We start from the raw sequence: 19,856 nt of genomic DNA on the forward strand, positions 1-19,856 counted from the left end.
TGACCGGGTGTTCAGGATGCCGCAGCGGCACCCAGCCGCGCCTACTCCGGGACGGAAGGCATGGAATCCCCGTGCGGAGAGGTCTTTTCGTCGGACGGGACGAAGTGCGTGGCAATCTCTTCGAGCGTACTGTCGAGCGTCACACCATCCTCTTCGAACCGCAGTCCCGTCCTTTCCGTGATCATCACTGTTAGCTCCGCCAACGACAGCGAGTCCATTTCGAGCGCTCGGGCCGTTGATTGGGGATGGACCAGGTCCGACGAGATCCCGAACTCCTGGACCAACAGGCGGGAGAGCGTCTCGTACATTAAGGAACACCCTTCTCGTACCGATGCCTTCTCGTGCAACAAACACAGACCACGGACTTATGCAACACAGAGCACGGACTTACCATGGCTCCATACCCGGGCAGTAATACGCCGAGTAATACGCTCACGCACGCCGACAACGCCTGTCCCGCGATCATCTCCGGCCAGCCGCCTTATTGATTCTGCACCCGGAAGGCGGCGACCGCCCGCCCGATCAGCCAAACGGGATAGTCCCTCAAATGGCCTTGTCGAGTTGCTTGGGCGCAAAAATCATGCTCCGCACGGGGCGACTTTCACCCAGAACCACCACACCTCCTACCGGACGCTGCTGGTCAGCCGGGTTCGGGACGACGTCGAGCCGGCGGCGGAGAACAGCCGCAGCCGGGCGGCGCGGATGCGGTCCTCGGCGCGGGCCCGCTGGCAGTGGCGCGAGCCCGGTGAGCTGTGGTTGCGCGTCGGACGCGGTCCTCACCTGTTGTTCACCCGCGCTTCGCTTGCCTGCGATTACCGGAAGGTAGCGTTCCCGTTCAGTAGCAATCGCCTACAAAGTAGGGAGAGATACTCTATGCACCACAATTTCCCTGCATCTCCGGTGCTTTCCGCTCCGGGCACTCCCGGCACCGCCTTCCGCTGCTACGTCGAGGCCATAGCCGACGTTCTGTCCGGCCATCCGTCCCAGCCGGTGATCACCGCCGCCGACGGCCGACAGGTCACCGCGGCAGAACTCCGCGACAGCGTGTACCGCTTCGCCCGGGAGCTGGCCGCGCAGGGCATCGGGCGCGGCAGCACCGTCTCGCTCTTCTCCGGCAACCGCCCCGAGGCGCTGGCCGCCCGCTACGCCGCCAACCTGCTGGGCGCCCGGGTGGTCTCCCTCTACCAGGGCATGGCCCCCGAAACCCTGGCCAAGATCGCCCGCAGCGTCGACACCGACCTGCTGATCGTCGAGCCGGACTCCCCGGAGGCCGCCGAGCGACTGCTGCGCCTGGCCCGCCCGCCCCGGGTGTACGCCTTCGGGCCGAGCCCGCTGGGCGAGGACCTGCTCGCGTGCGCCGCGCGGCACCCGGCCGACCCCGTGCCCGGGGCCGCCCGCCCCGAGGACGACTGGTGCATCCGCCGCACCGGAGGGACCACGGGCGTCCCCAAGGGCGTACGGATGGCACACGGCCCGTACCAGGACATGCTCGCCTTCGGTTCCTACGGATCCGGCGCGCCGCCCCGCTTCCTGGCCTGCACTCCCCTCGCCCACGTCGCGGGCAACATCGCCGACGCCACCCTGCTGGCGGGCGGATCGATCGTGCTGCACCGGGAGTTCGACCCGGGCGACGTCCTTGCGGCCGTGGAGCGCGAGCGGATCACGCACCTGTGGCTGCTGCCACCGCTGATCTACCGGCTGCTGGACCACCCCGCCCTGGCCGCCACCGACCTGAGCAGCGTGAGCCGCATCAGCTACGGCGGCTGCGCCGCCTCCGCGTCCCGTCTGCGCCGGGCCCACGAGGTGTTCGGCGCGGTCCTGTACGGCGGATACGGACAGTCCGAAGCGGGCGCCGTCACCGTCTTCGGACCAGAGGAACACCAGGACCTGCCCGAGGACGGACAGCCCTCGGTCGGACGGGCGATCCCCGGCGTCGACATCGCCATCCACGACACCCAGGACGGCAGCCCCATGCCGACCGGGCAGGTGGGAGAGGTACGGGTACGTTCCGGACAGACCATGAGCGGATACTGGCGACGCCCCGACCTCACGGCGGAGGTCCTGCGCGACGACTGGGTGCACACCGGTGACGTGGGCTATCTCGACGAGGACGGCTACCTCTACATCGTCGACCGCCTCAAGGACATGATCATCGTCGTGGGCGGCCACGTCTACACCCACGAGCTGGAGGACCTGCTGCTCACCCACCCGGCGATCGCCCACTGCGCGGTCTTCGGCGCACGGGGCGCGGACGCCACCGAGGAAGTGCACATCGCGGTCGTCCCGGCGGCCGGGCACCGCCCCGAGCACGGCGCGCTCAGGGACTTCGTCACCGAGCGCAAGGGCGCGCTGAGCGCCCCGGCCGCCGTGCACATCGTCACGGACATCCCGCTCACCCCCGTCGGCAAACCCGACAAGCAACGCCTGCGAGCCATGCTCGGCGCCTGACGGGAGCCACGGTGGCGCGGTCGTGAGGAGCGGGCGGGCGCCCGACGGTGAAGTCGGCCCATGTGTACACGCCGGTGATGCGGGGCGCATTGCAGTTGCCGTAGCTGTCGGTTCAAGCCCTGGTGGGGCCCGCCATGGTCACGGCCGGGGCGTCTGCCACTTGATGTGCTCGCTGATCCACTGCGTGGGGGCCTCCATGTTGGACAGGTACGTGGCACCGTTGTGGGTGCCGCCCGGTATCTCCCACAGCTTGGTGTGGACCGGCCCCTTGCCGTACGTGGCCATGAACTTCTTGATGGCGCTGATGGTCGCCGCGTGCTCCTTCGTGCCGACCTGGAAGGCGATGTAGACGTCCGGCCCCTTGGTGGCCGCCAGCTGCTTGGCCAGCTCCTCGGGGTTGTTCTCCCGCTTCTCCTTCTCATGACCTCGCCACAGCGGGGAGTCGGGCACGATGTCCGGGCCGTTGGCGATGGCGGTCTTGAACTTGTCGGGGTGCTTCAGCACGGCCTTCAGGCTGGCGAACCCGCCGGTGGAGGAGCCCATGTAACTCCAGCCGTCACGGGACTTGATCGTCCGGAAGTTGGCTTTCATCAGGTCGGGGACGTCCTCGGTCAGCCAGGTGCCCATCTTCGGCTGGCCGGGGATGTCGCTGGCGTCCCAGTAGATGCCTTTGTCGTCCGGGCCGGGGTTGAGGATCGGCATGGCCAGCAGGAAGGGCTTGCTCTTGCCCTCCTGGTACCACTTCGAGACGCTCTTCTCCAACGAGAGCTTGTCCTTGCCGAACTCTCCGACCGACCAGTAGTTGCTGTCGTTACCGGGGCCGCCGGGCAGGGCGATCATGACGGGGAAGCCGCGCGCCGCGAGTTTCGGGTCCTGGGTGTACTCCTTGGGGGCCCAGACCCAGACTTTGCCCGTGAATCCTGACTTTTTTCCCTCCAGCGTGGCGACGCTGACCTTGGTGCCGTCACTCAGCGTCTTGACGCTGGTGAAGTCGGCCCTGGGGCCCGTGGGCAGCAGGGTTTCGGAGTCGGCGGCCTTCGAGGCACCGGCCCGGTCGTAGCTGACAGGGTCACCCTCGCCGGTGAACGGCGGAATCCCGAAGTAGCTCATCACCGGCCAGGCGATCAGCCCGAGGACGGCCACGGGCACTACTCCCATGATCCATCTCCGGGCGACGGTGGCCCGGCGTCGACCACTGGACTGGTAGATCCTGGCCGGTGGGGTCGTCATCCTGCTGCTCCGGTGGGTACTGCCCCGAAGGGCAAGAAGGTCGGTTCCACCCTGCGGGACAGGCAAGACAGTGCCGGAGGTTCCACATCGTCCCCGTATTCCGGCCCTCTGTGACGAAACACTCAGAGGAAGCCGCTGGAGCGGCCGTGCCTGGCGTCGCCGCTCGGACGCCTGGCCACCGGCTCGCCGGCGTCTGCCGGGTCCAGCCGTGGGACGTGGCGCTGGAGCCGCCACACGCCGCTCTCGGCGTGTGAGCGGTCTCCGGTCGGCGTCCCGCGATCCAGGTGCGGGACGCCGACCCGGCCGGCGCCGGGGCAACCCGGCGAGGGGGCGATGTGCGCCTCAGGCCCCGATGGCGCGGTCGATCAGCCCCTGGAGCTGGGCGGCTACCCGGTCGAGGGGCTCGGCACTGCGCTTGGCACGGCATATGGCCACGGTGCCCTCGATGGAGGAGACGACGAGGGCGGCGATCTGCGCTGCCTGGTCGGTCTGGGCACCGTGGGCGCGCAGGGAGTCGGCGAGCAGGGACTCCCACTGGTCGAAGACCTCGGCCGCGGCGGCCAGGGCGGGCGGGATCTCGTCGGTCGGCGGTTCCTCGATGGCCACGGCCGGCACTGGGCACCCGGCACGGAAGCCGGTGTCCACGACGATCTTGCGCCACAGCGCCAGGAACGCCTGCAGCCCGGCAGCCGGCCCCTTCTCCAGCTCCTTGCGCAGCCTTGGCAGCTTGGCCATCTCCCGGATGCTCGTGGCGCTCAGGCCCCGCCGGCTGATCATGTCGGCGGCGCCGACCACGATCCGCTCCCGCGCCTGCGGGTTCGCCTTGGGCACGTGCCTGCTCCCCTCTGGATATAACGCCTGTCACAGTCGAGCGCGACCACCGCTTATGACGACCGTCATAACCCGATGGTGGCGTGGACCCACAAAGGTGTGGCAATCATCGGGGTTGGGAACAGCCCTCGCGAGGTAGGGCACCGGAATTCCGGTGGTGGTGCCTGGGACAGGCCCTGGGCGTATTGCCGCGGAGGGGTGTTCACGCGGGTGACGGTGGCCGGCCCACCGGCTTTGGCCTGGCACGCTGTGCCCGCAGGAAACAGGAACGAAGCCGAGCAACTGATCAACCGGTTGAAGCTCTACCGGGCCGTGGCGACGCCCTTCGACAACCGGGCGTACGTCTTTCAGGCACCGTGACCGTTGCCGTCGTGCGTGTGTGGCGCTGTTCCTGATCAGCCTCCCACCAACGCGGCCACCAGGCGCGTCATAGGGGGCCGTGGGTCAGGTGTGCCCGGCCAGCTGGTCATCAGGAGGTGGTGGGCGGTGCCGACGATGGCGAGGGCCACCGTGCGCGGGTCGACTGTCTCCGCCACCCGGCCGAGCCCCCGCTCGTCCTGCAGATAGCCGGTGATGGCCTCCTGGATCGTGGTGAAGCCGGGCGCCCCGCCTTCCAGGGCCTCGCGGATGCGCAGCGTGGCGGCGGGGCGGGCCATGGCCAGGCCCGAGATGGCGGGTCCGCCGGAGTCGAACAGCGCCAGGGCGACATCTTCGAGGTTCCGCGCCACCGTGCCCTGTCCGGCGAGCCCGGACAGGGCCTGTGCCTTTGCCGCCGTCCGCGCGAACCGGTCCAGGCAGAGCTCGGCCACGAACTCGTCGAACCCCGCGAAGTGCGCATGCAACAGACCCTTGGCGCAGCCCGCCTCGGTCGTGACGGACCGGCTGGTGAGTGCACCGGGTCCGTCCCTTTCCACGACGCGCTCGGCGGCCGCGAACAGCCGCTCGCGTACGTCCGGCGTCGCCACTCCACGCGGTGACATGGCCTCTCTCTTCCGTTCTGCCTCCGTCGCCCTCGTGGGGCACAACTTCTTGGATGGTAGCGGGGATTGCCAGTCTGGGCACATGCCCATACAATTTGGGCGCATGCCCATGCTCTGTCGTCCACCACAGGAGGCACCCGTGCCGGACATCGTCAACACCGAGCAGGCACAGGCGTGGAACGGCTCCGAAGGAACCCACTGGGCCCGCAACCAGGACCGCTGGAACGCCGTGAACGAAGGCTTCAACGAACGGCTTCTCGACGCCGCCGGCATCACCGGGGACCACCGGATCCTCGACCTCGGCTGCGGCTCCGGGCAGACCACGCGCCTGGCCGCGCTCCGGGCACCCCAAGGGCGTGCGCTGGGCCTCGACCTGTCCGGCCCGATGCTGGCCGAGGCGCGGGCCCGAGCAGAGCGGGAAGGCATCGCCAACGTCTCCTTCACATAAGGCGACGCACAGGCGCATCCCTTCGAGGCGGGTGCGTTCGACGCGGCGATCAGCCGCTATGGCGTGATGTTCTTCGCCGACCCCGTAGCGGCATTCGGCAACGTCCGCCGGGCGCTGCGGCCTGGCGGGCGCCTGGCGTTCGTCTGTCCGGCCGATGCCATGCTCAACGGCTGGGTGATGGCGGTGGCAGCACTGCGTGACTTCCTGCCCGTCGGCGACTTCGGGCAGCCAGGGCTGCCCGGCATGTTCTCCCTGGCCGCCCCGGACCGCATCCGCGACGTCCTCACCGCGGCCGGCTTCACCGGAATCACCGTCAACCAGGCGCAGGCGTACGGGACATGGGGCCACGGAGCCGAGGACGCGGCGGAGTTCCTGCTGGGAACGGGCCCCGGTCGCCACCTGATGAAGCAGGCCGACGCCACTGCACGAGCCCGCGCCCACCGCACCCTGACGGACCATCTGCGCGACCACGAGACGGCAGACGGCACGGTCCGGCTGCGCAGCACGTCGTGGCTGGTCACGGCGGATCACCCGGCCGACCCGTCGGACCGGCCCTGGGGAGAAAGTCGTGGTGGGTCATCCGGGTGTCGTTGAAGATCTTGGAGAGGTAGTTCTTGCCGGAGTCCGGCAAGAGGACGGCCACCGTGTCGTCTTCGGTGAGTTCGGCGTACGCCTGCAGGGTTGCGGCGACGGCCATGCCGGAGGAGCCTCCGACGAGGAGTCCCTCCTCGCGGGCCACTCGGCGGGCGGTGTGGAAGGCCGTGTGGTCGGTGATGGTGATGATGTCGTCGCAGATGTCGGTGTCGTGGTTCTTGGGCCAGAAACATTCCCCGACGGCCTCCAGGAGGTAGGGGTCTCCTGCACCGCCGGAGAAGACGGAGCCTTCCGGATCGGGTTGCCGTACTGGTCCGGACGCCAGGCACCCGGGGTGCACGCAGCCGGACGGTCGGCGACGTTGGTGTAGAACTCCGCGTCTTCGGGACCGAGCCCGCTGGGGCAGACGACGACCTCGGCGCCGTAGGCGCGCATCACGGCGATCTTGTCGGGCGAGACCTTGCCTGGCACACAAGGACGCAGCGGTAGCCGCGCGTTCGGGCGATCATGGCCAGGGCGGCGCCGGTGTCGCCGGAGGTGGGCTCGATGATGGTGCCCCGGGGCGCAGCAGTCCCTCGGCCTCGGCCTCGGCCTGGTCGATCATGAGCCGTGCGATGCGGTCCTTGACCGATCCGCAGGGGTTGACGAACTCCGCCTTCGCCGGCACCAACGGCTTGAGCCCGCGGGTGACCGCGTTCAGACGCACCAGAGGGGTGCCGCCGATCATGTCGGCGACGCAACGGTGGTAGTCCGGACGTTCACTTCCGTCGGTAGGGCCGGCCAGCTGGGCGCTGGTCACGGCTGCGGCCACCTTGCGTGCGCGGTCAGCAGGTCCTCGCCCTCCAGGCGGTAGCGCAACCGCTTCCCGGGCGGATCAGGGGTGACGAACTGGGTGTGGAACTCGTGCGCTCGGGGATTGTCCGCATCCGCGTGCCACTCCAGCCGTGAGCAGCCGGCCTCCAGCCCACCCTGGAAGCCCACCCACACCGACGGACACGCCCGCTTCTCCGTCCTGTTCTCCCACATGTCCTGTCGGGCGTGTGAAGGGCGCCTTCGCTGCACGGGAAACGTCGATGGCAAGGGCCGCCATATCACCTTGCTCCCCCAGCCCATCCAGGAGATCCAGACCCAGGCACGGGCAGAGCAGAAGACCAAGGCATGGCAGCAGCGTTACGCCCTGCGTTCCGGCTGCGAGGCAACAGTGTCCGAGACTGTCCGCGCCCACAGCCTGCGCCACTGCCGCTACCGCGGAATCGCCAAGACACACGTGCAACACGTCCTCACGGCCGCCGGAACCGACATCATCCGCCTCGCCCAGCACCCCCAAGAGGGGCATCGCACCACTCCGACCACCCATTTCCAGCGTCTCTGCCAGCAATTGACTGATGGGACTCGAACCCGCGACTCCTGAAGATCACCAACAGCATCATGTCCGTGGAGCTGGACAACGCCCTTTTGCCTTCGCCGGGCAGAGGCCGCCGGCAGGCAGGTCCGACGGCGCCGGCACAGTCAGGTGTTGTGGTCGTGCGGGCTACTTCGCGCTCTGACCGGCGCCGTTGTCCCCAGGCAACGGCGGTGCGTTCTCGGGCGGTTCCGCCCGGAAGGCGTCCAGCCTTGCGGCACGTTCGTGATGCGGCAACCGCGACATTTTGGAGACCAGTGCCCACATCTCTCGTTCACCGGCCAGCTTTCCCGGCAGGACGAGGCCGAGGGATTCGGCGAGCGGTTTACGTCCTGTGTTGACGAGTGCCCGTACAGCCGCGGACCATTCGTCGGTTGCCGACACGGCTGCGCGATACCACACCGGAATCAGGAAACCTGGCACGGCAACGGCCGTGAGCAGCAGCGGGACATCGGGGCGGGCTGTGGTCAGGGCTGCCGCCGCGCAGAGGATGACGGCGCAGTGGCCGTAGAGCAGAGCCACGAAGAAGTCGACGTTCGCGCGCGCGAGATCGACCTGTCGGCGAACCTGCTCCGGCGCACTACCGGTCAGTTCGTTCCACATCACCTGGGTGTCGAGGCGGAATCTGTCGTAGCCGAACTCCTCGAACCGCCGAATCGCATTGCCCAGCATCGTCGGTGCCAACTGGGCGTCGTCGACCGGGTAGCGAGCGAGTCGTTCGCGGAGCAGCGCGCGCTGCACGGCCGTACGCCGCCGGTCTTTACGGGCGGCTCGGGCAATCCGTGGGTTGGCGTGCAAGGCGGTCAAGCGGGCGGTGTCATCCGGCGTCAGCCGGTCCTCCTGCTCCTGGCGCTCCAGCCGAAGCAGAGTGATGCGGTCCTGCAGGTCCTGCTTGGCCTGCCGTCGGCGAGCGCGCCCGTACGCGCAGAGCGCGCTCGGCCAGAGGGCGTACCCCTCCAGCACGCGGTAGAGGGGGTTCTGCAAGGCGCTGAGCGCCAGTCCGAGGAGTACCGAGACGGCCAGCACTTCGACAGACAGGGGCGTGAGCCCCGTCGACCACAGCTTCCAGGACCAGCCGGTGGGCCGCAGGCTCGGCCAGACAGCGACGACGAAGAGGCTCACGTTCAACGCAGTCGGCAAGAGCCATCCCACCAGGACTGTCCACGCTCCGCCGAGAACACTCTTGGCGATGTCACCCATGTGTCACCACTCGTCGTCATCGTCGAAGGGTGGTCCGGGCGGTGTGCTCTCAGCCGAGCCGTCAGGCGTGGTGTCTGCCTGGCGCGGCGGACGGCTTCGCGGCACCGCCGACGGCTTGGGGGGCGGCGGCTGCCCGGTCCGCCCGGCCGCGCGTAGCGCCGCCACGAAGCCCTGGCAGGTCTCGTACCGGTCGTCCGGTGTCTTGGCCAGCGCGCGGGCGAAGACCGGGTCGACGGCCGGCGGCAGATCCGGCCGCAGTTCGGTGAGGACCGGCGGCGGGTCGTACTGGTGGGCCCACAGCAGCGCCATGTCGTCCTCCCGCCGGAAGGGCGGTGCCCCGGTCAGCATCTCGAAGACCACACAGGCCAGGCTGTAGACGTCGCACCGGCCGTCCACCGGCCGGCCAGAGATCTGCTCGGGCGCCGCATATTCCAGCGTGCCGACGAACTGACCGACGCCGGTGAGATCGGTCAGCGACAGCGACTTCGTCGTCAGCCCGAAGTCGGTCAGATAGGCGTGCTCGGGCCGGTCGTTGTCGGTGCCCTCGGCGATCAGGATGTTGCCGGGCTTGACGTCCCGGTGCACCAGGTCGTGCGCGTGCGCCGCGTCCAGCGCGGAGGCCACCTGCAGGGCGATCCGGCACGCGATCTCCAGCGAGAGCGGCCCGTCCCGGGCCAGCAGCGTCGCCAGATCCCTGCCCTGGACGTACCGCATCGCGATGTAGAGCATGCCCTCGGTCTCGCCGACCTCGAAGACCGGCACGATGTGCGGATGGTCGAGCGCCGCGGCCACCCGTGACTCGTGCACGAGCCGCTGCCGGAAGGTGTCGTTGCGGGCGAGCTCGGGCGCCAACAGCTTCACCGCCACGGTCCGGCCGAGCCGCAGGTCCTCCGCTCGGTAGACCACCGACATTTCGCCCCGGCCGATTTCGTCCTGCAGCAGGTACTCGGCGATCCGTGCTCCCTCTGCGCCCCTCCACTCCCCTCCAGCCTGGTCTTCTCGCCCAGTCAATCAGCCACCACCTTTACACCGGATCCGCTTCAGGATCGCCTCGAAGCCGCCACCGCAGCACGGAAACCACCAGCCAAGAGAGGAGGAGGCGGAGCCCAACGGGCCGCTCCACTACCCGAATCCTATCCAAATGGGGTGGAAGTTGGATGTTTTGCCACTGGAGGGTGCGGCGCTTGGGTCAGGAGAGGCCCCTGAGGACAACAACTCTCGCTCGCCGACTCGGGCCGCTGGAGTGACCTGGTAAGCACAGGCAGGCAGTGACAGTGCGGTACGACGGCCCACTCGGCGGCCTCGCTGAGGTTGCGTCACAGGTACCACCAGTCCGCGACCTGAGTGGTCGGCTCCGGAAGTCCTTCGGGGGTTGACGCGAACCTCATGTGGAGGAGGCAGCCTTGAGGAGGGTTTCGGCGGCGGCGGTGCGGGCGTAGAGGACGGAGCGGCCGACTCGATGGGCGCTGACCAGACCCGCGCTTCGCAATGCGGTCAGGTATGGGGATACCCCGGCCGGGGACAGGCCGGTGCGGTGTGCCAGTTGGGTAGTGGAGGCCGGGGTGCTCAGTTCGGCCAGCAGGCGGGTTCGTGAGCGGCCGAGTACCGCGGCAAGCGCGTCGGTGCCGATCGTGGGTTCGGGGGCCCATAGCGACCCGGTGCCACGTGCTGGATAGGCGAGTTGTGGTGGTTCGGGCGGTGCGACTCGGGTGGTCACACGTGCCCCTGTGAAGGCCGACGGGACAAGCAACAGCCCCGGGCCCGCTGTGGTGCGGGACAGGGGCTTGTTCCGGCGGCTCAGGTGCAGCGCGCTGCCGTCCCATGTCACTGCGGTGTGCAGGTCGTTGAGTACGTGGCCCGCGCCGTGCTCGGCGACCTGGCGGGCCCGGTGGAGGATGTCGGTGTCGAGCACCGCGCGGATGCGTGCCCAGTAGGGGGCGAGAGCCAGCTCCCAGCATGTGCGGATTTCCTGGGCCAGGCGAGCCAGGCGGGCGTGCGGGTCGTGGTGCAAAGACCGCAGCCGGGGGCCGAGACGTTTCTCGCCGAGGCCCAGGCCATCGCAGCGGTGGTCTGCGTCCAGAACATGTACGGCATCGGCGCATCGCCTGAGCAGACGGACTTCCTGCGCATCTGCGGTGAACAGCGCGTCGCGTTCGTGCCGTTCTACTCGATCGCCGGCACCGGAGGCACTTCCGGGGCGATCACCGACCACAGCAGCGTGGTGCATACCATCGCCCGCGCGGGGGGGTGAGCGCAGCTCAGATCCAGCCGGCGTGGACACTGCACCGTGGCCCTCACGTCCTGGCCATCCCCGGCACCGGCGACCCCGACCACCTCGCCGAGAACGTGGCCGCCGGCTCTCTGCGCCTTTCCGAAGACGAACTCACCGTCCTGGACTCCCTCCACCACGAAACAGCAGGAAACAGCTGGAACAAGAGTCCCTTCGGCATCGGGGCCCAGAGCTGAGCTGATACGAGGAGGGAAGACGCCGTCCCGGGAATCAGCGTCCTTTCCCAGCTCTCAGACACCTTGCAAGTCACCCCTCACCCAGTTGCTGAAGAATTCTAATTCGTCAGAGCCGAGGTAATACGCCCCCGTATGATGGATGCCGTAGAACTCTCCATCCTCGGCCACGACAAAGATCCCTGCGTCAGGAAGGTCGTACCCGACCCGGAACAGGCGCTTCCACAGCTCTTGCGACAGATCGGCGATTTCGCTGAAATCACCCTCATACCCGCTGGTCGGATTGATGATCAACGACCTCGGAAATGAATTCGCGAACCCTCTCCTCGATACCCCTGTCCGGACTCCAGCCATTACTGGTGAGTCACTGCAGGACCTCATCCCGCGACATTGATTCAGACACGGCAACCCCTATCGATCAACCATGGAAGGATATGCCGAAGGAGAACCGCTCCGCGCGCTTCGCGGGGAGAACCTCTATCCAGCGGACGTCGAACCGATGTTGGCCGATCTCTCCGACATCAAGCTGGTTCAACGCGCCCACGGCGTACGTGCAAAGGCGCCTTCCCGTATGAGGTTTCGGCGCAGGCCGTGCGGTGCGGGCGCGGAAAAGCGCGGCCAGGGCTCTCGCGGTGCCGGGGAGGTCTTCGCGGCCGGACAGGTAGGTGGCGATGTGCTGCTCGGGCAGAGTGAAGAAAACGTCGAAGAACTCCTGCCAGGCGGTCTCGTCCGGGAGCGTGAGGAGGAATTCGAGGCCGCGGCGGCGCAGGAGGTGCACCATGCGTGCGCTGGGGCTCCACACGACGCGCCGGACGGCTCGGGCCGTCGCGTGAGGTCCTCGGGGGAAATGCCCGGCCAGTGTTGCAGCGACCAGGGGTGCGAGACGAAGGGAGGCCGCCACGCTGAAGGCGGTGGCGGGATGCACGAGGGAGGCCGCCGCGCCGAACGGGATCGTCCGGTCGGGTCTCGGCAACGGGAGGTCGAGCGTGATGTGGGCTCGCTGTTCAACCGTGCTCGAGCCGTCGAGGTGGATACCGAGGGCGGCCAGGCGGGCGTTCAGGCGCTCTCGGAGGGCGGGGAAGCCGAGCGGCGGGCGAGACAGGTCTCGTCCAGTACGACGCGGTCGCCGCCGAGGCGCATCGCGTAGAGGAACGTCGGCCGGCCGGGCGGTATGCCGGGCACGGAGCGCCAGTCCATGAAGGTGCCTTCGCCGTGCGGGAGAAGAGCGCGGGCCGACGGCGCGTCGGTGATGACCTCCAGCGCGGTGTGCACGGCGCGCTGACGCGGCGCGCGGGGAGCCGTAAGTGCGCGGCGGGATCCGGTGGCGTCCACCACGAGGCCGGTGGTGATCCGTCGGCCGTCGGCAAGGTGGACGGTCGAACCGGCTCGGCCGTGGGTGACGGCCACGGCACGTCCGGTGATCTCGGAGATCGAGTCGTGGCGGAGGTGCCTGTGCAGTGCGGCGTTGTCCAGGATGATGTACGGGCGGGTGAGGACGTGCTCGTGACGGGTGATGGCTCGGGTTCGCGTGGCGGTGGCGGCGACCACGGATGCGTACGTGGCGGTTTTGTAGCGCGCGATCAGCAGGGCCCGGTCAAGGTCCGCGGTAGGGCGGCCTGCGGCGGTGACGTCGCGGTACTGGCCGGCTACCACCTCGGTGCGCATGGTGTCGATGAGCGGCAGGACGACGGCCGGCTGCGCCGGGGTGAGTGCCGCGGTGTGCACGAGTTCGTCCGCCCAGGCCAGGGCGAGGTCACCGAGCAGAATCGCCGCGCTGATGCCCAGTCGGTTGGCTGCGCCGGCGCTGCGGCCCTCGCCGTGGGCGTGGGCCAGCGTGCGGTGGACGGTGGGCCGTCCGCGGCGGGTGGACCACTCCGGCCACGGCGTCCATGTACGAGATGATCGCGTACAGTGCCCGCGCCCGATGCGGGGCCAAGCCCGCGTACAGCGCCTGGAACGTGAACAGTCTCCGGGTACGCGGATCCCGTAGACAACTCGCCGCTTTGGCATCCAGGCTCCGGAAGGCCCCCAGTGCGACAAGGCGAGCCAGACCGGGACTGAGCAACTGCCGTACCGAGTCGACATTACGGTCGATGAACTCGCGGCACTCGTAACGGTAGAGCGCGCGGAGGAAGGCCACATATCTGCGATATCCCTCCGCCTCCCGGGCACCGCAGACACGCGCGATCTGGTCCGCCATCGCATCGGTGTCGGTGAGGACGTCCAACCGCGAACCGTCCGCGAAGTGTGCTCGGTAGGCGGGGTCGACCGGCATCAACTCCAGCCAGTCGGCGGCGTCTTCACCGACACACGCCAGCGCCTCCGCGATCGTCTCGGGCAGCGTCAGGACCGTCGGACCCGCGTCGAGGACGTAGCCGCCGGAGGTCACCGAGCACGCTTTGCCTCCGGGAACCGAAGCCTGCTCGCACACCGTCACCTCACACCCGGCCGCCGCAAGGCGCAGCGCCGCCGACAGCCCTGCCGGCCCTGCCCCCACGACCACGACGCGGTTCACGGAGCCACGGACCCTACGGAGTCCGCGCCTGCCCGTATGCGGTAATCGGCCGGAGACAGGTTCCGAGGGCGATGTGTGCTGGGAGGCCATGGGCCTTCCTTTCAAGATCGCTGAACGGGAAGTACACGAAATCGCACGGCGTCATACGACTCACCCGGCTCCGCAGGCCCAACGCCCCATTGTGCGGCAGAGAGGAACGAGAGGACAGGGCGCACAAATCCATGCGGACACCGCGTCACCGGGGACGGTGACGATCCCCGAGGATCTCCTCGACGAGATCCGCGCGGAGGCGGCTGAGCGGGGTCCTTCGGCCTATGTGGCCGAGGCGCTGCGTTGCAAGCGCGAGCGGAAGGAAGCCAGCCGGTCCGGCGGCGGACTTCGTATCCAGGAGCATCCAGGACAAACGCTCTACGGCAACGCATGCGCCGGACGCGTCGCGGGTGGTCAGCGAGCGCGGCAGGGCCGGCCGGCCTGCTCCGTTCTCGGCGGTGGAGACGTCCAGGCCGAGGATGCCGCGGTGGCCGTCGGCGTTGGTGCCGACGGCGATCCGATTGCCCTGCGGCTGCCGGGGAACTCAACCGGAGCGGTTCGCGTGCGGCCGTCCGCGGCCTTGGTCCGCGGTGACTGGGCCGGGGTTGCCTGGCCGCTGCGCGAGGGGTTCGCCGCTGGTTGTGGCACGGCGGGCGGAGGTGGCCGCTCCGATGGCGAGGGCGGCCAGGGCGGCGGTGTAGCCGAGGGCGGTGGGCGTGAGGCCGATGTGGGACGCGGTGAGTCCGGCCGCGATGACGGGCAGTCCGGAGGCCAGGTAGTTGATGACGTAGCCGGCGGCGAACAGTCCGGCGCGTTCGCCTGGGCGTGCCAGGTGGGCCAGGGTGCGGGAGGTGCCCAGGAAGACCGCGCCGTAGCCGAGGCCGGACACGGCGGCGCCCAGGAAGAACAGCGGGGCGCTGGTCGAGGCGAGAGCGGTCAGGGTGAGGACGGTGCCGGTGGCCAGGGTCAGCGCCCCGGCGGTCAGGGAGCGGGCCGGCGGCCATCCGCGGGCCAGTACGGATCCCAGCGCGCCGGTGCCGACAGCCGCGGCCACGGTCAGGCCGCCCGTCAGGTGGCTGGACAGGTGCAGGACGTCGACGGCCAGGGACGGGCCGAGCGCTATGAACAGCCCGGTCAGCGACCAGGCGGCGAGGGAGAAGGGGACGAGGGCCAGGAACTGCCTGCGGATGCGGCGGGGCACGGCGATGCGAGGGCGCAGCGAGGTCGCCGCTCCGGGGCGGCGAACCGCTGTCTCGGGCACGGCCTGCATGCCGACGGCCGTGGTGAGGAAGACGGCGGTCAGCACGGCGAAGACCAGAGTGGTGGGGGCGGGGGCGTACTCCACGAGCAGGCCGGAGCCCAGCGCTCCCGTCGCCATGCCGACGGGTGGGGCCATGCTGGCCACGAGTGCCCCCAGGTGCGGGTTGCGGGGTGGCTGCAGGTCGACCAGTCCGGCGCTGAGGGGGCCCATCGCGGCGCCGGCGGCCAGTCCCTGCACGGCGCGCGCGGCCATCAGCCAGCCCACTTTGTCGGCCGCGATGAACAGCACCATGCTCAGCGCCTCGGCCAACAGGGCCGCGGTCACCACCGGGCGGCGGCCGATGTGGTCCGACAGTCTCCCGACGGTGAGCAGGGCGAGCAGCAGCGCGAAGACGAAGACGGCGAACACCACCGTCAGCGTGCCTGCCGAGAAGCCCCACTGCGCCTGGTAGACCACATACAGCGGGGAGGGCGCGCCTGCGGCGAATATCACGGCGGCCAGCGTCGCTCCGAGGAACCAGAACGAGGCCGCACGGCCGGGCCGGAGGGTCACGGCCATCACCATCCTCACACCAGGTCGGAGTGCTCTCAGGAGCACGGTGCGGCCCCGTGCCCCTGGCGGGCAAAGAACGTTGCCGCCTTGGCAACCGTGGTGTGAGTGGCTCCCGCACCGCTGCGCGCCGGACCCGACCGGGATTCAGCCAGGCCCCTCAGCGGCTGCTCTTGTTCCGTGGGCGTGGTTTGGCGCGTACGTGCATGCGCTCGCCCTGGCGGCCGAAGACGCTGAGGAGTTCGACGGGGCCGTCCCCGGTGCTGCCGAACCAGTGCGGGACCCGGGTGTCGAACTCGGCGGCCTCGCCTGCCGTCATGATCAGGTCGTGGTCGGCCAGGATCAGACGGAGGTGCCCGGAGAGGACGAAGAGCCATTCGTAGCCCTCGTGGGTGCACGGCTCCGGAGTGCTGCGGGTGGCCGGGATGACCATTTTGTAGGTCTGCAGTGAACCGGGCTGCCGGGTCAGGGGCAGCACCGTGTTGCCGTTGATGCGCTGGGGTTTGAGGCGAATGCGCGGGTCGCCGACTTCGGGGGCGCCGACCAGTTCGTCGAGGGGGACCTGATGGGCCTGGGCGATGGGGAGCAGGAGTTCCAGACTGGGGCGGCGCTGGCCGGACTCCAGGCGGGACAGGGTGCTCTTGGAGATGCCGGTGGCCTCGGAGAGCGCCGCCAGCGTGACGCCACGCTGGGTGCGCAGCCGCTTGAGGCGGGGGCCGACCTCGGACAGGGCTCGGGTGACGGCGGGTTCGTGCTCCATGCCACCCATTGGACCCCCCTTGTCCCGTAAACAGCAACAAATGTTGTGATTTCTGGATGGCGATCCCAGCCTGAGGGCGGAGGTGATCGCCATGAGCGACAACAAGAACGACGCACCGAACGATTCCGTTGATTCCGTTGATTCCGTCTATGACGTGGTGGTGATCGGTGCCGGAGCGGCGGGGATGAATGCGGCCCTGGTGCTGGCCCGCGCTTGCCGCCGCGTGGCGGTGGTGGACTCCGGGGAACCGCGCAACGCCCCGGCTGCGCATATGCAGGGCTTTCTGTCCCGGGACGGGATGCCACCGTCCGCCCTGCTGGCGGTGGGCCGGGCGGAGGTGGCGGCCTACGGCGTGGAGGTGATCGAGGGCCGGGTGGAGGACATCGCCCCCGGCTACTTCGTGCACCTGGCCGGCGGCCCGGTACTCCGGGCCCGCCGGGTGGTGGTGGCCACCGGACTCCGCGACGAGCTCCCCGAGATCCCCGGCGTACGCGAGCGATGGGGCAGGGACCTGCTGCACTGCCCGTACTGCCACGGCTACGAGGTCCGCAACCAGCCGATCGGAGTGCTGGGCACCCACCCGGGCGCGGTGGAGCACGCGCTGCTGCTGCGCCAGTGGTCGGCCGACGTGGTGTTCTTCCCCCACACCCTCGACCTGAGCGGCGACGAGCGCCAACGGCTGGCCGCCCGGGAGATCCGCATCGCCGAAGGCGTGATCAAGCAGCTGGTGGTGGCGGACGACCGGCTGAGTGGGGTCGAGCTGTCCCAGGGCCAAGTGGTGCCCCGCAGCGCCGTGTTCGTCTTCCCTCGCATGGTGCCCCACGATGCCCTGCTGACCGGCCTGGGCTGCGAGAGGGATGAGAACGGTTGGGTGATCACTGACCGCACGGGCCGGACCAGCGAGTTCGGTGTGTGGGCGGTGGGCAATGTGGCCGATTCGCGCGCCCAGGTGGTGACCGCGGCCGGTATGGGATCGGCAGCCGCGATCGCCATCAACCACGACCTCGTCCAGGAGGAGGTCGAGCGGGCCGCCGAGGACCGCCGCACGGCCGATGCGTCCTAAACCGGCCGGCCTCACCCCGCCCCCTGCTGGGCGTGCCCCGCCTGCCCGACCAACAGACAACAACAGACAACAACAGACAACAGGCAACAGGCAACAGGCAACAGGCAACAGGCAACAGGCAACAGGCAACAGATACAAGGGACATCCGCACCATGCCCATATCCCCCCAAGACAGCATCACCGCACAGCCCCTCCCCGGCCAACGCCAGGACGCGGGTCCCGGGGCCGGCCGCACCGCGTGGCCCCGGGCCGGCCTGGCGTTCGCGGTGCTCGGCATCGTCCAGGCAACTCTGATCTTCACCATCACCCTGATCTCCATCCCGCTACCGGACATCGCACGGGAGCTCGGCCTCGGCTCGGCGGATCTGGTACTGCTCCAGGCCGCATACGGGCTGCCCTACAGCGGCTTGCTGCTGTTCGGCGGGCGGCTCGCGGACCGGTACGGCGGCCGGCGGCTGTTCACGGCGGGCCTGGCCCTCTTCGGACTCGCCTCCGCGGCAGCCGCCTTCGCGCCCACCTTCGAAGCGCTGGTGACGGTGCGCTTCACGCAGGGGGTCGGCGCGGCACTGACCGCACCGGCAGCACTGGCGGTGCTGCGTGCGGTGTTCCCCGAGCCGGCCCGCTTCGGCCGGGCCATGGCCACCTGGGGCGGCGTCTCCGTACTCGGCGCGGCCGTGGGCACCCTCACCTCCGGCGCGGCCACCACATGGATCTCGTGGCGCTGGATGTTCGCCATACCGGTCCTCGTCGCCGCCCTGGCCCTGGCCCTGACCCGGCCCCTGCTACCGGCAGGACCCGCCCCGGCGTCCCGCGCCCGCCCCGGCCTGGACCCCGCGGGCGCCGTACTCGCCACCCTTGGCATCTCCCTGGCCAGCTACGGCCTGATCCTCAGCGAAGACCACCCCTGGGCCTCGGCCGCCGTCCTCGCCCCGCTCGCCATCGGCGCCGTGCTGCTCGGTGCGTTCCTCGCCCTTGAGCGCCGCGTCCGCGACCCGCTCCTGCCGCCCGGCTTCATCCGCACACCACACCGCATCGTGGGCCTTGCCGGAGTCCTGCTCGCGGCCGCCGGAATCGGCCTGGTGACCTTCCTGCTCGCCCTCTACCTCCAGCAGATACGGCACTGGTCGCCGCTGGCGACGGCAGGCGCCTTCCTGCCGTTCACCGTCGCCCTGATCGCCACCAACCGCGCCGCGGCACCCCTGGTCGCCCGGTTCGGGGCCGGCCGCATCACCATCGCCGGCCTGACCATCGCTGCCGCGGGACTGGCCCTGCTCGCCACCATCGACCCCAACACCACCTACGTCCTGGGCCTGTTGCCGGGTCTGATCCTTCTCCCGGCCGGCACCTCCCTCGCCTTCTCCGGATCGGCCGTCCTGATCACCGCGGACGTGCCCGAGCACCAGACCGGCCTGGCCGGCGGCGTCATGAACACCGCGATGGAACTGGGCCCCACCGTCGGCCTGGCCGCACTGATGGCCGTCGCAGCCACCCAGACCAACGTGGTCGCCGGCTATGCCTGGGCCCTGGGCACCGGCGCCGCCGTCTACCTCACCGCCGCCCTCACAGCCACCGCACTCATCCGCCGCACCCCACCGCCCCGGCCTACGGGACGGACACCCCGGCACCATGCGTGCGGAGAGAACAGCGGTTTCACCCATGCGCAATAACACAGGGATGCGGGACACATGGCCCGCACCTCGACGTCCCGGGTGCGGGCGGTCTCACCAACGAAAACCGCACAACACCCACCGAGACCGAGCGAGCGCCCTACCTCCCACAGCACCTCGGCCGTTGTAGCTCTGAATCGCCGTGGCGGTCTCGCGCCGGTTGGCGGGCGGCGCCCCAGCTCCACTCTGGTGCCGCCAGGTCTTCCCGACGGACGCCTGGCGAGGCGTTCAAGGCCCGGAGCAGACGACGGCGAGCCGCTACCGACTCCGCCAGTCTGTGGAACCAGGAAGTGAGGGGGCACCGCTCCCACTCTGGTACCGGAGCGGCCCGGTACAGCTAGCGACTGCCGGTCCCAGCACGCCCGAGCCGTTGGCCGCTCTCCACGGGGCGGCCCAGTTCGTCGCAGTGGACAAC

The 19,856-nt window shown here is 69.5% G+C and carries 16 protein-coding genes and 5 pseudogenes; 7 read left to right on the top strand and 14 right to left on the bottom strand.

Annotation, left to right across the window (positions count from 1 at the left end):
* Positions 1-41: 41 nt before the first annotated feature.
* Positions 42-308, bottom strand: a complete 267-nt coding sequence (locus ACRAS8_RS06530) for a phosphopantetheine-binding protein (RefSeq protein ID WP_438484832.1) — start codon at positions 306-308, stop codon at positions 42-44.
* Positions 309-873: 565 nt separating this feature from the next.
* Here ACRAS8_RS06530 and ACRAS8_RS06535 point away from each other — a divergent pair.
* Complete coding sequence (locus ACRAS8_RS06535) at positions 874-2,448, top strand: AMP-binding protein (RefSeq protein WP_438484833.1); 1,575 nt, start codon at positions 874-876, stop codon at positions 2,446-2,448.
* 138 nt (positions 2,449-2,586) lie between these two features.
* Here ACRAS8_RS06535 and ACRAS8_RS06540 read toward each other — a convergent pair whose 3' ends face one another.
* Positions 2,587-3,606 (bottom strand): alpha/beta hydrolase, encoded by a 1,020-nt coding sequence (locus ACRAS8_RS06540; RefSeq protein ID WP_438484834.1) that lies wholly within the window; start codon positions 3,604-3,606, stop codon positions 2,587-2,589.
* Between the two features lie 414 nt (positions 3,607-4,020).
* On the bottom strand, positions 4,021-4,509 hold the full coding sequence (locus ACRAS8_RS06545) for an LmrA/YxaF family transcription factor (RefSeq protein WP_438484835.1): 489 nt from the start codon (positions 4,507-4,509) through the stop codon (positions 4,021-4,023).
* Between the two features lie 191 nt (positions 4,510-4,700).
* Between ACRAS8_RS06545 and ACRAS8_RS06550 the strand changes: the two are divergent.
* Positions 4,701-4,904 (top strand): annotated as a pseudogene (locus tag ACRAS8_RS06550) (hypothetical protein); the annotation flags it as partial.
* Here the strand turns inward: ACRAS8_RS06550 and ACRAS8_RS06555 are convergent.
* A complete protein-coding gene (locus ACRAS8_RS06555) occupies positions 4,905-5,489 on the bottom strand; it encodes a TetR/AcrR family transcriptional regulator (RefSeq protein ID WP_438484836.1) in 585 nt (194 codons plus the stop codon).
* A gap of 139 nt (positions 5,490-5,628) precedes the next feature.
* On the opposite strand from ACRAS8_RS06555, the pseudogene ACRAS8_RS06560 reads away from it, so the two are divergent.
* Positions 5,629-6,531: pseudogene (locus ACRAS8_RS06560) on the top strand (class I SAM-dependent methyltransferase).
* Here the strand turns inward: ACRAS8_RS06560 and ACRAS8_RS06565 are convergent.
* Both ACRAS8_RS06565 and ACRAS8_RS06570 read right to left on the bottom strand, forming a co-directional pair.
* Positions 6,497-7,258, bottom strand: a pseudogene (locus ACRAS8_RS06565) (PLP-dependent cysteine synthase family protein); the annotation flags it as partial. The pseudogenes ACRAS8_RS06560 and ACRAS8_RS06565 overlap by 35 nt on opposite strands.
* Before the next feature lie 68 nt (positions 7,259-7,326).
* Positions 7,327-7,557, bottom strand: coding sequence for a hypothetical protein (locus tag ACRAS8_RS06570; protein WP_438484837.1), 231 nt, complete (start codon positions 7,555-7,557; stop codon positions 7,327-7,329).
* Between ACRAS8_RS06570 and ACRAS8_RS06575 the strand changes: the two genes are divergently transcribed.
* Positions 7,556-7,942, top strand: a complete 387-nt coding sequence (locus ACRAS8_RS06575; RefSeq protein ID WP_438484838.1) for a transposase — start codon at positions 7,556-7,558, stop codon at positions 7,940-7,942. The genes ACRAS8_RS06570 and ACRAS8_RS06575 overlap by 2 nt on opposite strands.
* A gap of 120 nt (positions 7,943-8,062) precedes the next feature.
* Here the strand turns inward: ACRAS8_RS06575 and ACRAS8_RS06580 are convergent, their stop codons facing one another.
* From ACRAS8_RS06580 to ACRAS8_RS06590, 3 genes are all read right to left on the bottom strand, one after another.
* Positions 8,063-9,133: a hypothetical protein gene (locus ACRAS8_RS06580; protein ID WP_438484839.1), complete on the bottom strand. Its 1,071-nt coding sequence runs from the start codon at positions 9,131-9,133 to the stop codon at positions 8,063-8,065.
* 3 nt (positions 9,134-9,136) lie between these two features.
* Complete coding sequence (locus ACRAS8_RS06585; protein ID WP_438484840.1) at positions 9,137-10,144, bottom strand: serine/threonine-protein kinase; 1,008 nt, start codon at positions 10,142-10,144, stop codon at positions 9,137-9,139.
* Positions 10,145-10,517: 373 nt separating this feature from the next.
* On the bottom strand, positions 10,518-11,144 hold the full coding sequence (locus ACRAS8_RS06590; protein ID WP_438484841.1) for a DUF5937 family protein: 627 nt from the start codon (positions 11,142-11,144) through the stop codon (positions 10,518-10,520).
* A 27-nt stretch (positions 11,145-11,171) separates the two neighbouring features.
* Between ACRAS8_RS06590 and ACRAS8_RS06595 the strand changes: the two are divergent.
* Positions 11,172-11,599, top strand: a pseudogene (locus ACRAS8_RS06595) (aldo/keto reductase); the annotation flags it as partial.
* Between the two features lie 54 nt (positions 11,600-11,653).
* Here the strand turns inward: ACRAS8_RS06595 and ACRAS8_RS06600 are convergent.
* The 5 genes and pseudogenes from ACRAS8_RS06600 to ACRAS8_RS06620 form a co-directional block, all read right to left on the bottom strand.
* Positions 11,654-11,890, bottom strand: a complete 237-nt coding sequence (locus ACRAS8_RS06600) for an SUKH-3 domain-containing protein (RefSeq protein WP_438484842.1) — start codon at positions 11,888-11,890, stop codon at positions 11,654-11,656.
* A gap of 124 nt (positions 11,891-12,014) precedes the next feature.
* A pseudogene (locus tag ACRAS8_RS06605) lies at positions 12,015-13,429 on the bottom strand (lycopene cyclase family protein).
* On the bottom strand, positions 13,350-14,111 hold the full coding sequence (locus ACRAS8_RS06610) for an FAD-dependent oxidoreductase (RefSeq protein ID WP_438484843.1): 762 nt from the start codon (positions 14,109-14,111) through the stop codon (positions 13,350-13,352). The pseudogene ACRAS8_RS06605 and the gene ACRAS8_RS06610 overlap by 80 nt, the downstream one beginning before the upstream one ends.
* Before the next feature lie 574 nt (positions 14,112-14,685).
* A complete protein-coding gene (locus tag ACRAS8_RS06615; protein ID WP_438484844.1) occupies positions 14,686-15,960 on the bottom strand; it encodes an MFS transporter in 1,275 nt (424 codons plus the stop codon).
* A 151-nt stretch (positions 15,961-16,111) separates the two neighbouring features.
* Positions 16,112-16,711, bottom strand: coding sequence for a helix-turn-helix domain-containing protein (locus ACRAS8_RS06620; RefSeq protein ID WP_438484845.1), 600 nt, complete (start codon positions 16,709-16,711; stop codon positions 16,112-16,114).
* A 91-nt stretch (positions 16,712-16,802) separates the two neighbouring features.
* Between ACRAS8_RS06620 and ACRAS8_RS06625 the strand changes: the two genes are divergently transcribed.
* Together ACRAS8_RS06625 and ACRAS8_RS06630 are read left to right on the top strand one after the other, a co-directional pair.
* A complete protein-coding gene (locus tag ACRAS8_RS06625; protein WP_438484846.1) occupies positions 16,803-17,774 on the top strand; it encodes an NAD(P)/FAD-dependent oxidoreductase in 972 nt (323 codons plus the stop codon).
* 152 nt (positions 17,775-17,926) lie between these two features.
* Entirely contained in the window at positions 17,927-19,441 is a 1,515-nt protein-coding gene (locus tag ACRAS8_RS06630; protein WP_438484847.1) for an MFS transporter, read from the top strand.
* Positions 19,442-19,856 lie beyond the last annotated feature (415 nt).

The organism is Streptomyces sp. S186 (assembly GCF_051603415.1).
In the GTDB taxonomy this organism is placed as follows: domain Bacteria; phylum Actinomycetota; class Actinomycetes; order Streptomycetales; family Streptomycetaceae; genus Streptomyces.

Bases quoted from the DNA above. Each gene is read 5' to 3' on its own strand.
- ACRAS8_RS06530 (WP_438484832.1), bottom strand. From the start codon at position 308: ATGTACGAGACGCTCTCCCGCCTGTTGGTCCAGGAGTTCGGGATCTCG.
- ACRAS8_RS06535 (WP_438484833.1), top strand. From the start codon at position 874: ATGCACCACAATTTCCCTGCATCTCCGGTGCTTTCCGCTCCGGGCACT.
- ACRAS8_RS06540 (WP_438484834.1), bottom strand. From the start codon at position 3,606: ATGGGAGTAGTGCCCGTGGCCGTCCTCGGGCTGATCGCCTGGCCGGTG.
- ACRAS8_RS06555 (WP_438484836.1), bottom strand. From the start codon at position 5,489: ATGTCACCGCGTGGAGTGGCGACGCCGGACGTACGCGAGCGGCTGTTC.
- ACRAS8_RS06575 (WP_438484838.1), top strand. From the start codon at position 7,556: ATGTCCTGTCGGGCGTGTGAAGGGCGCCTTCGCTGCACGGGAAACGTC.
- ACRAS8_RS06570 (WP_438484837.1), bottom strand. From the start codon at position 7,557: ATGTGGGAGAACAGGACGGAGAAGCGGGCGTGTCCGTCGGTGTGGGTG.
- ACRAS8_RS06580 (WP_438484839.1), bottom strand. From the start codon at position 9,133: ATGGGTGACATCGCCAAGAGTGTTCTCGGCGGAGCGTGGACAGTCCTG.
- ACRAS8_RS06615 (WP_438484844.1), bottom strand. From the start codon at position 15,960: ATGGCCGTGACCCTCCGGCCCGGCCGTGCGGCCTCGTTCTGGTTCCTC.
- ACRAS8_RS06620 (WP_438484845.1), bottom strand. From the start codon at position 16,711: ATGGAGCACGAACCCGCCGTCACCCGAGCCCTGTCCGAGGTCGGCCCC.
- ACRAS8_RS06625 (WP_438484846.1), top strand. From the start codon at position 16,803: ATGAGCGACAACAAGAACGACGCACCGAACGATTCCGTTGATTCCGTT.
- ACRAS8_RS06630 (WP_438484847.1), top strand. From the start codon at position 17,927: ATGCCCATATCCCCCCAAGACAGCATCACCGCACAGCCCCTCCCCGGC.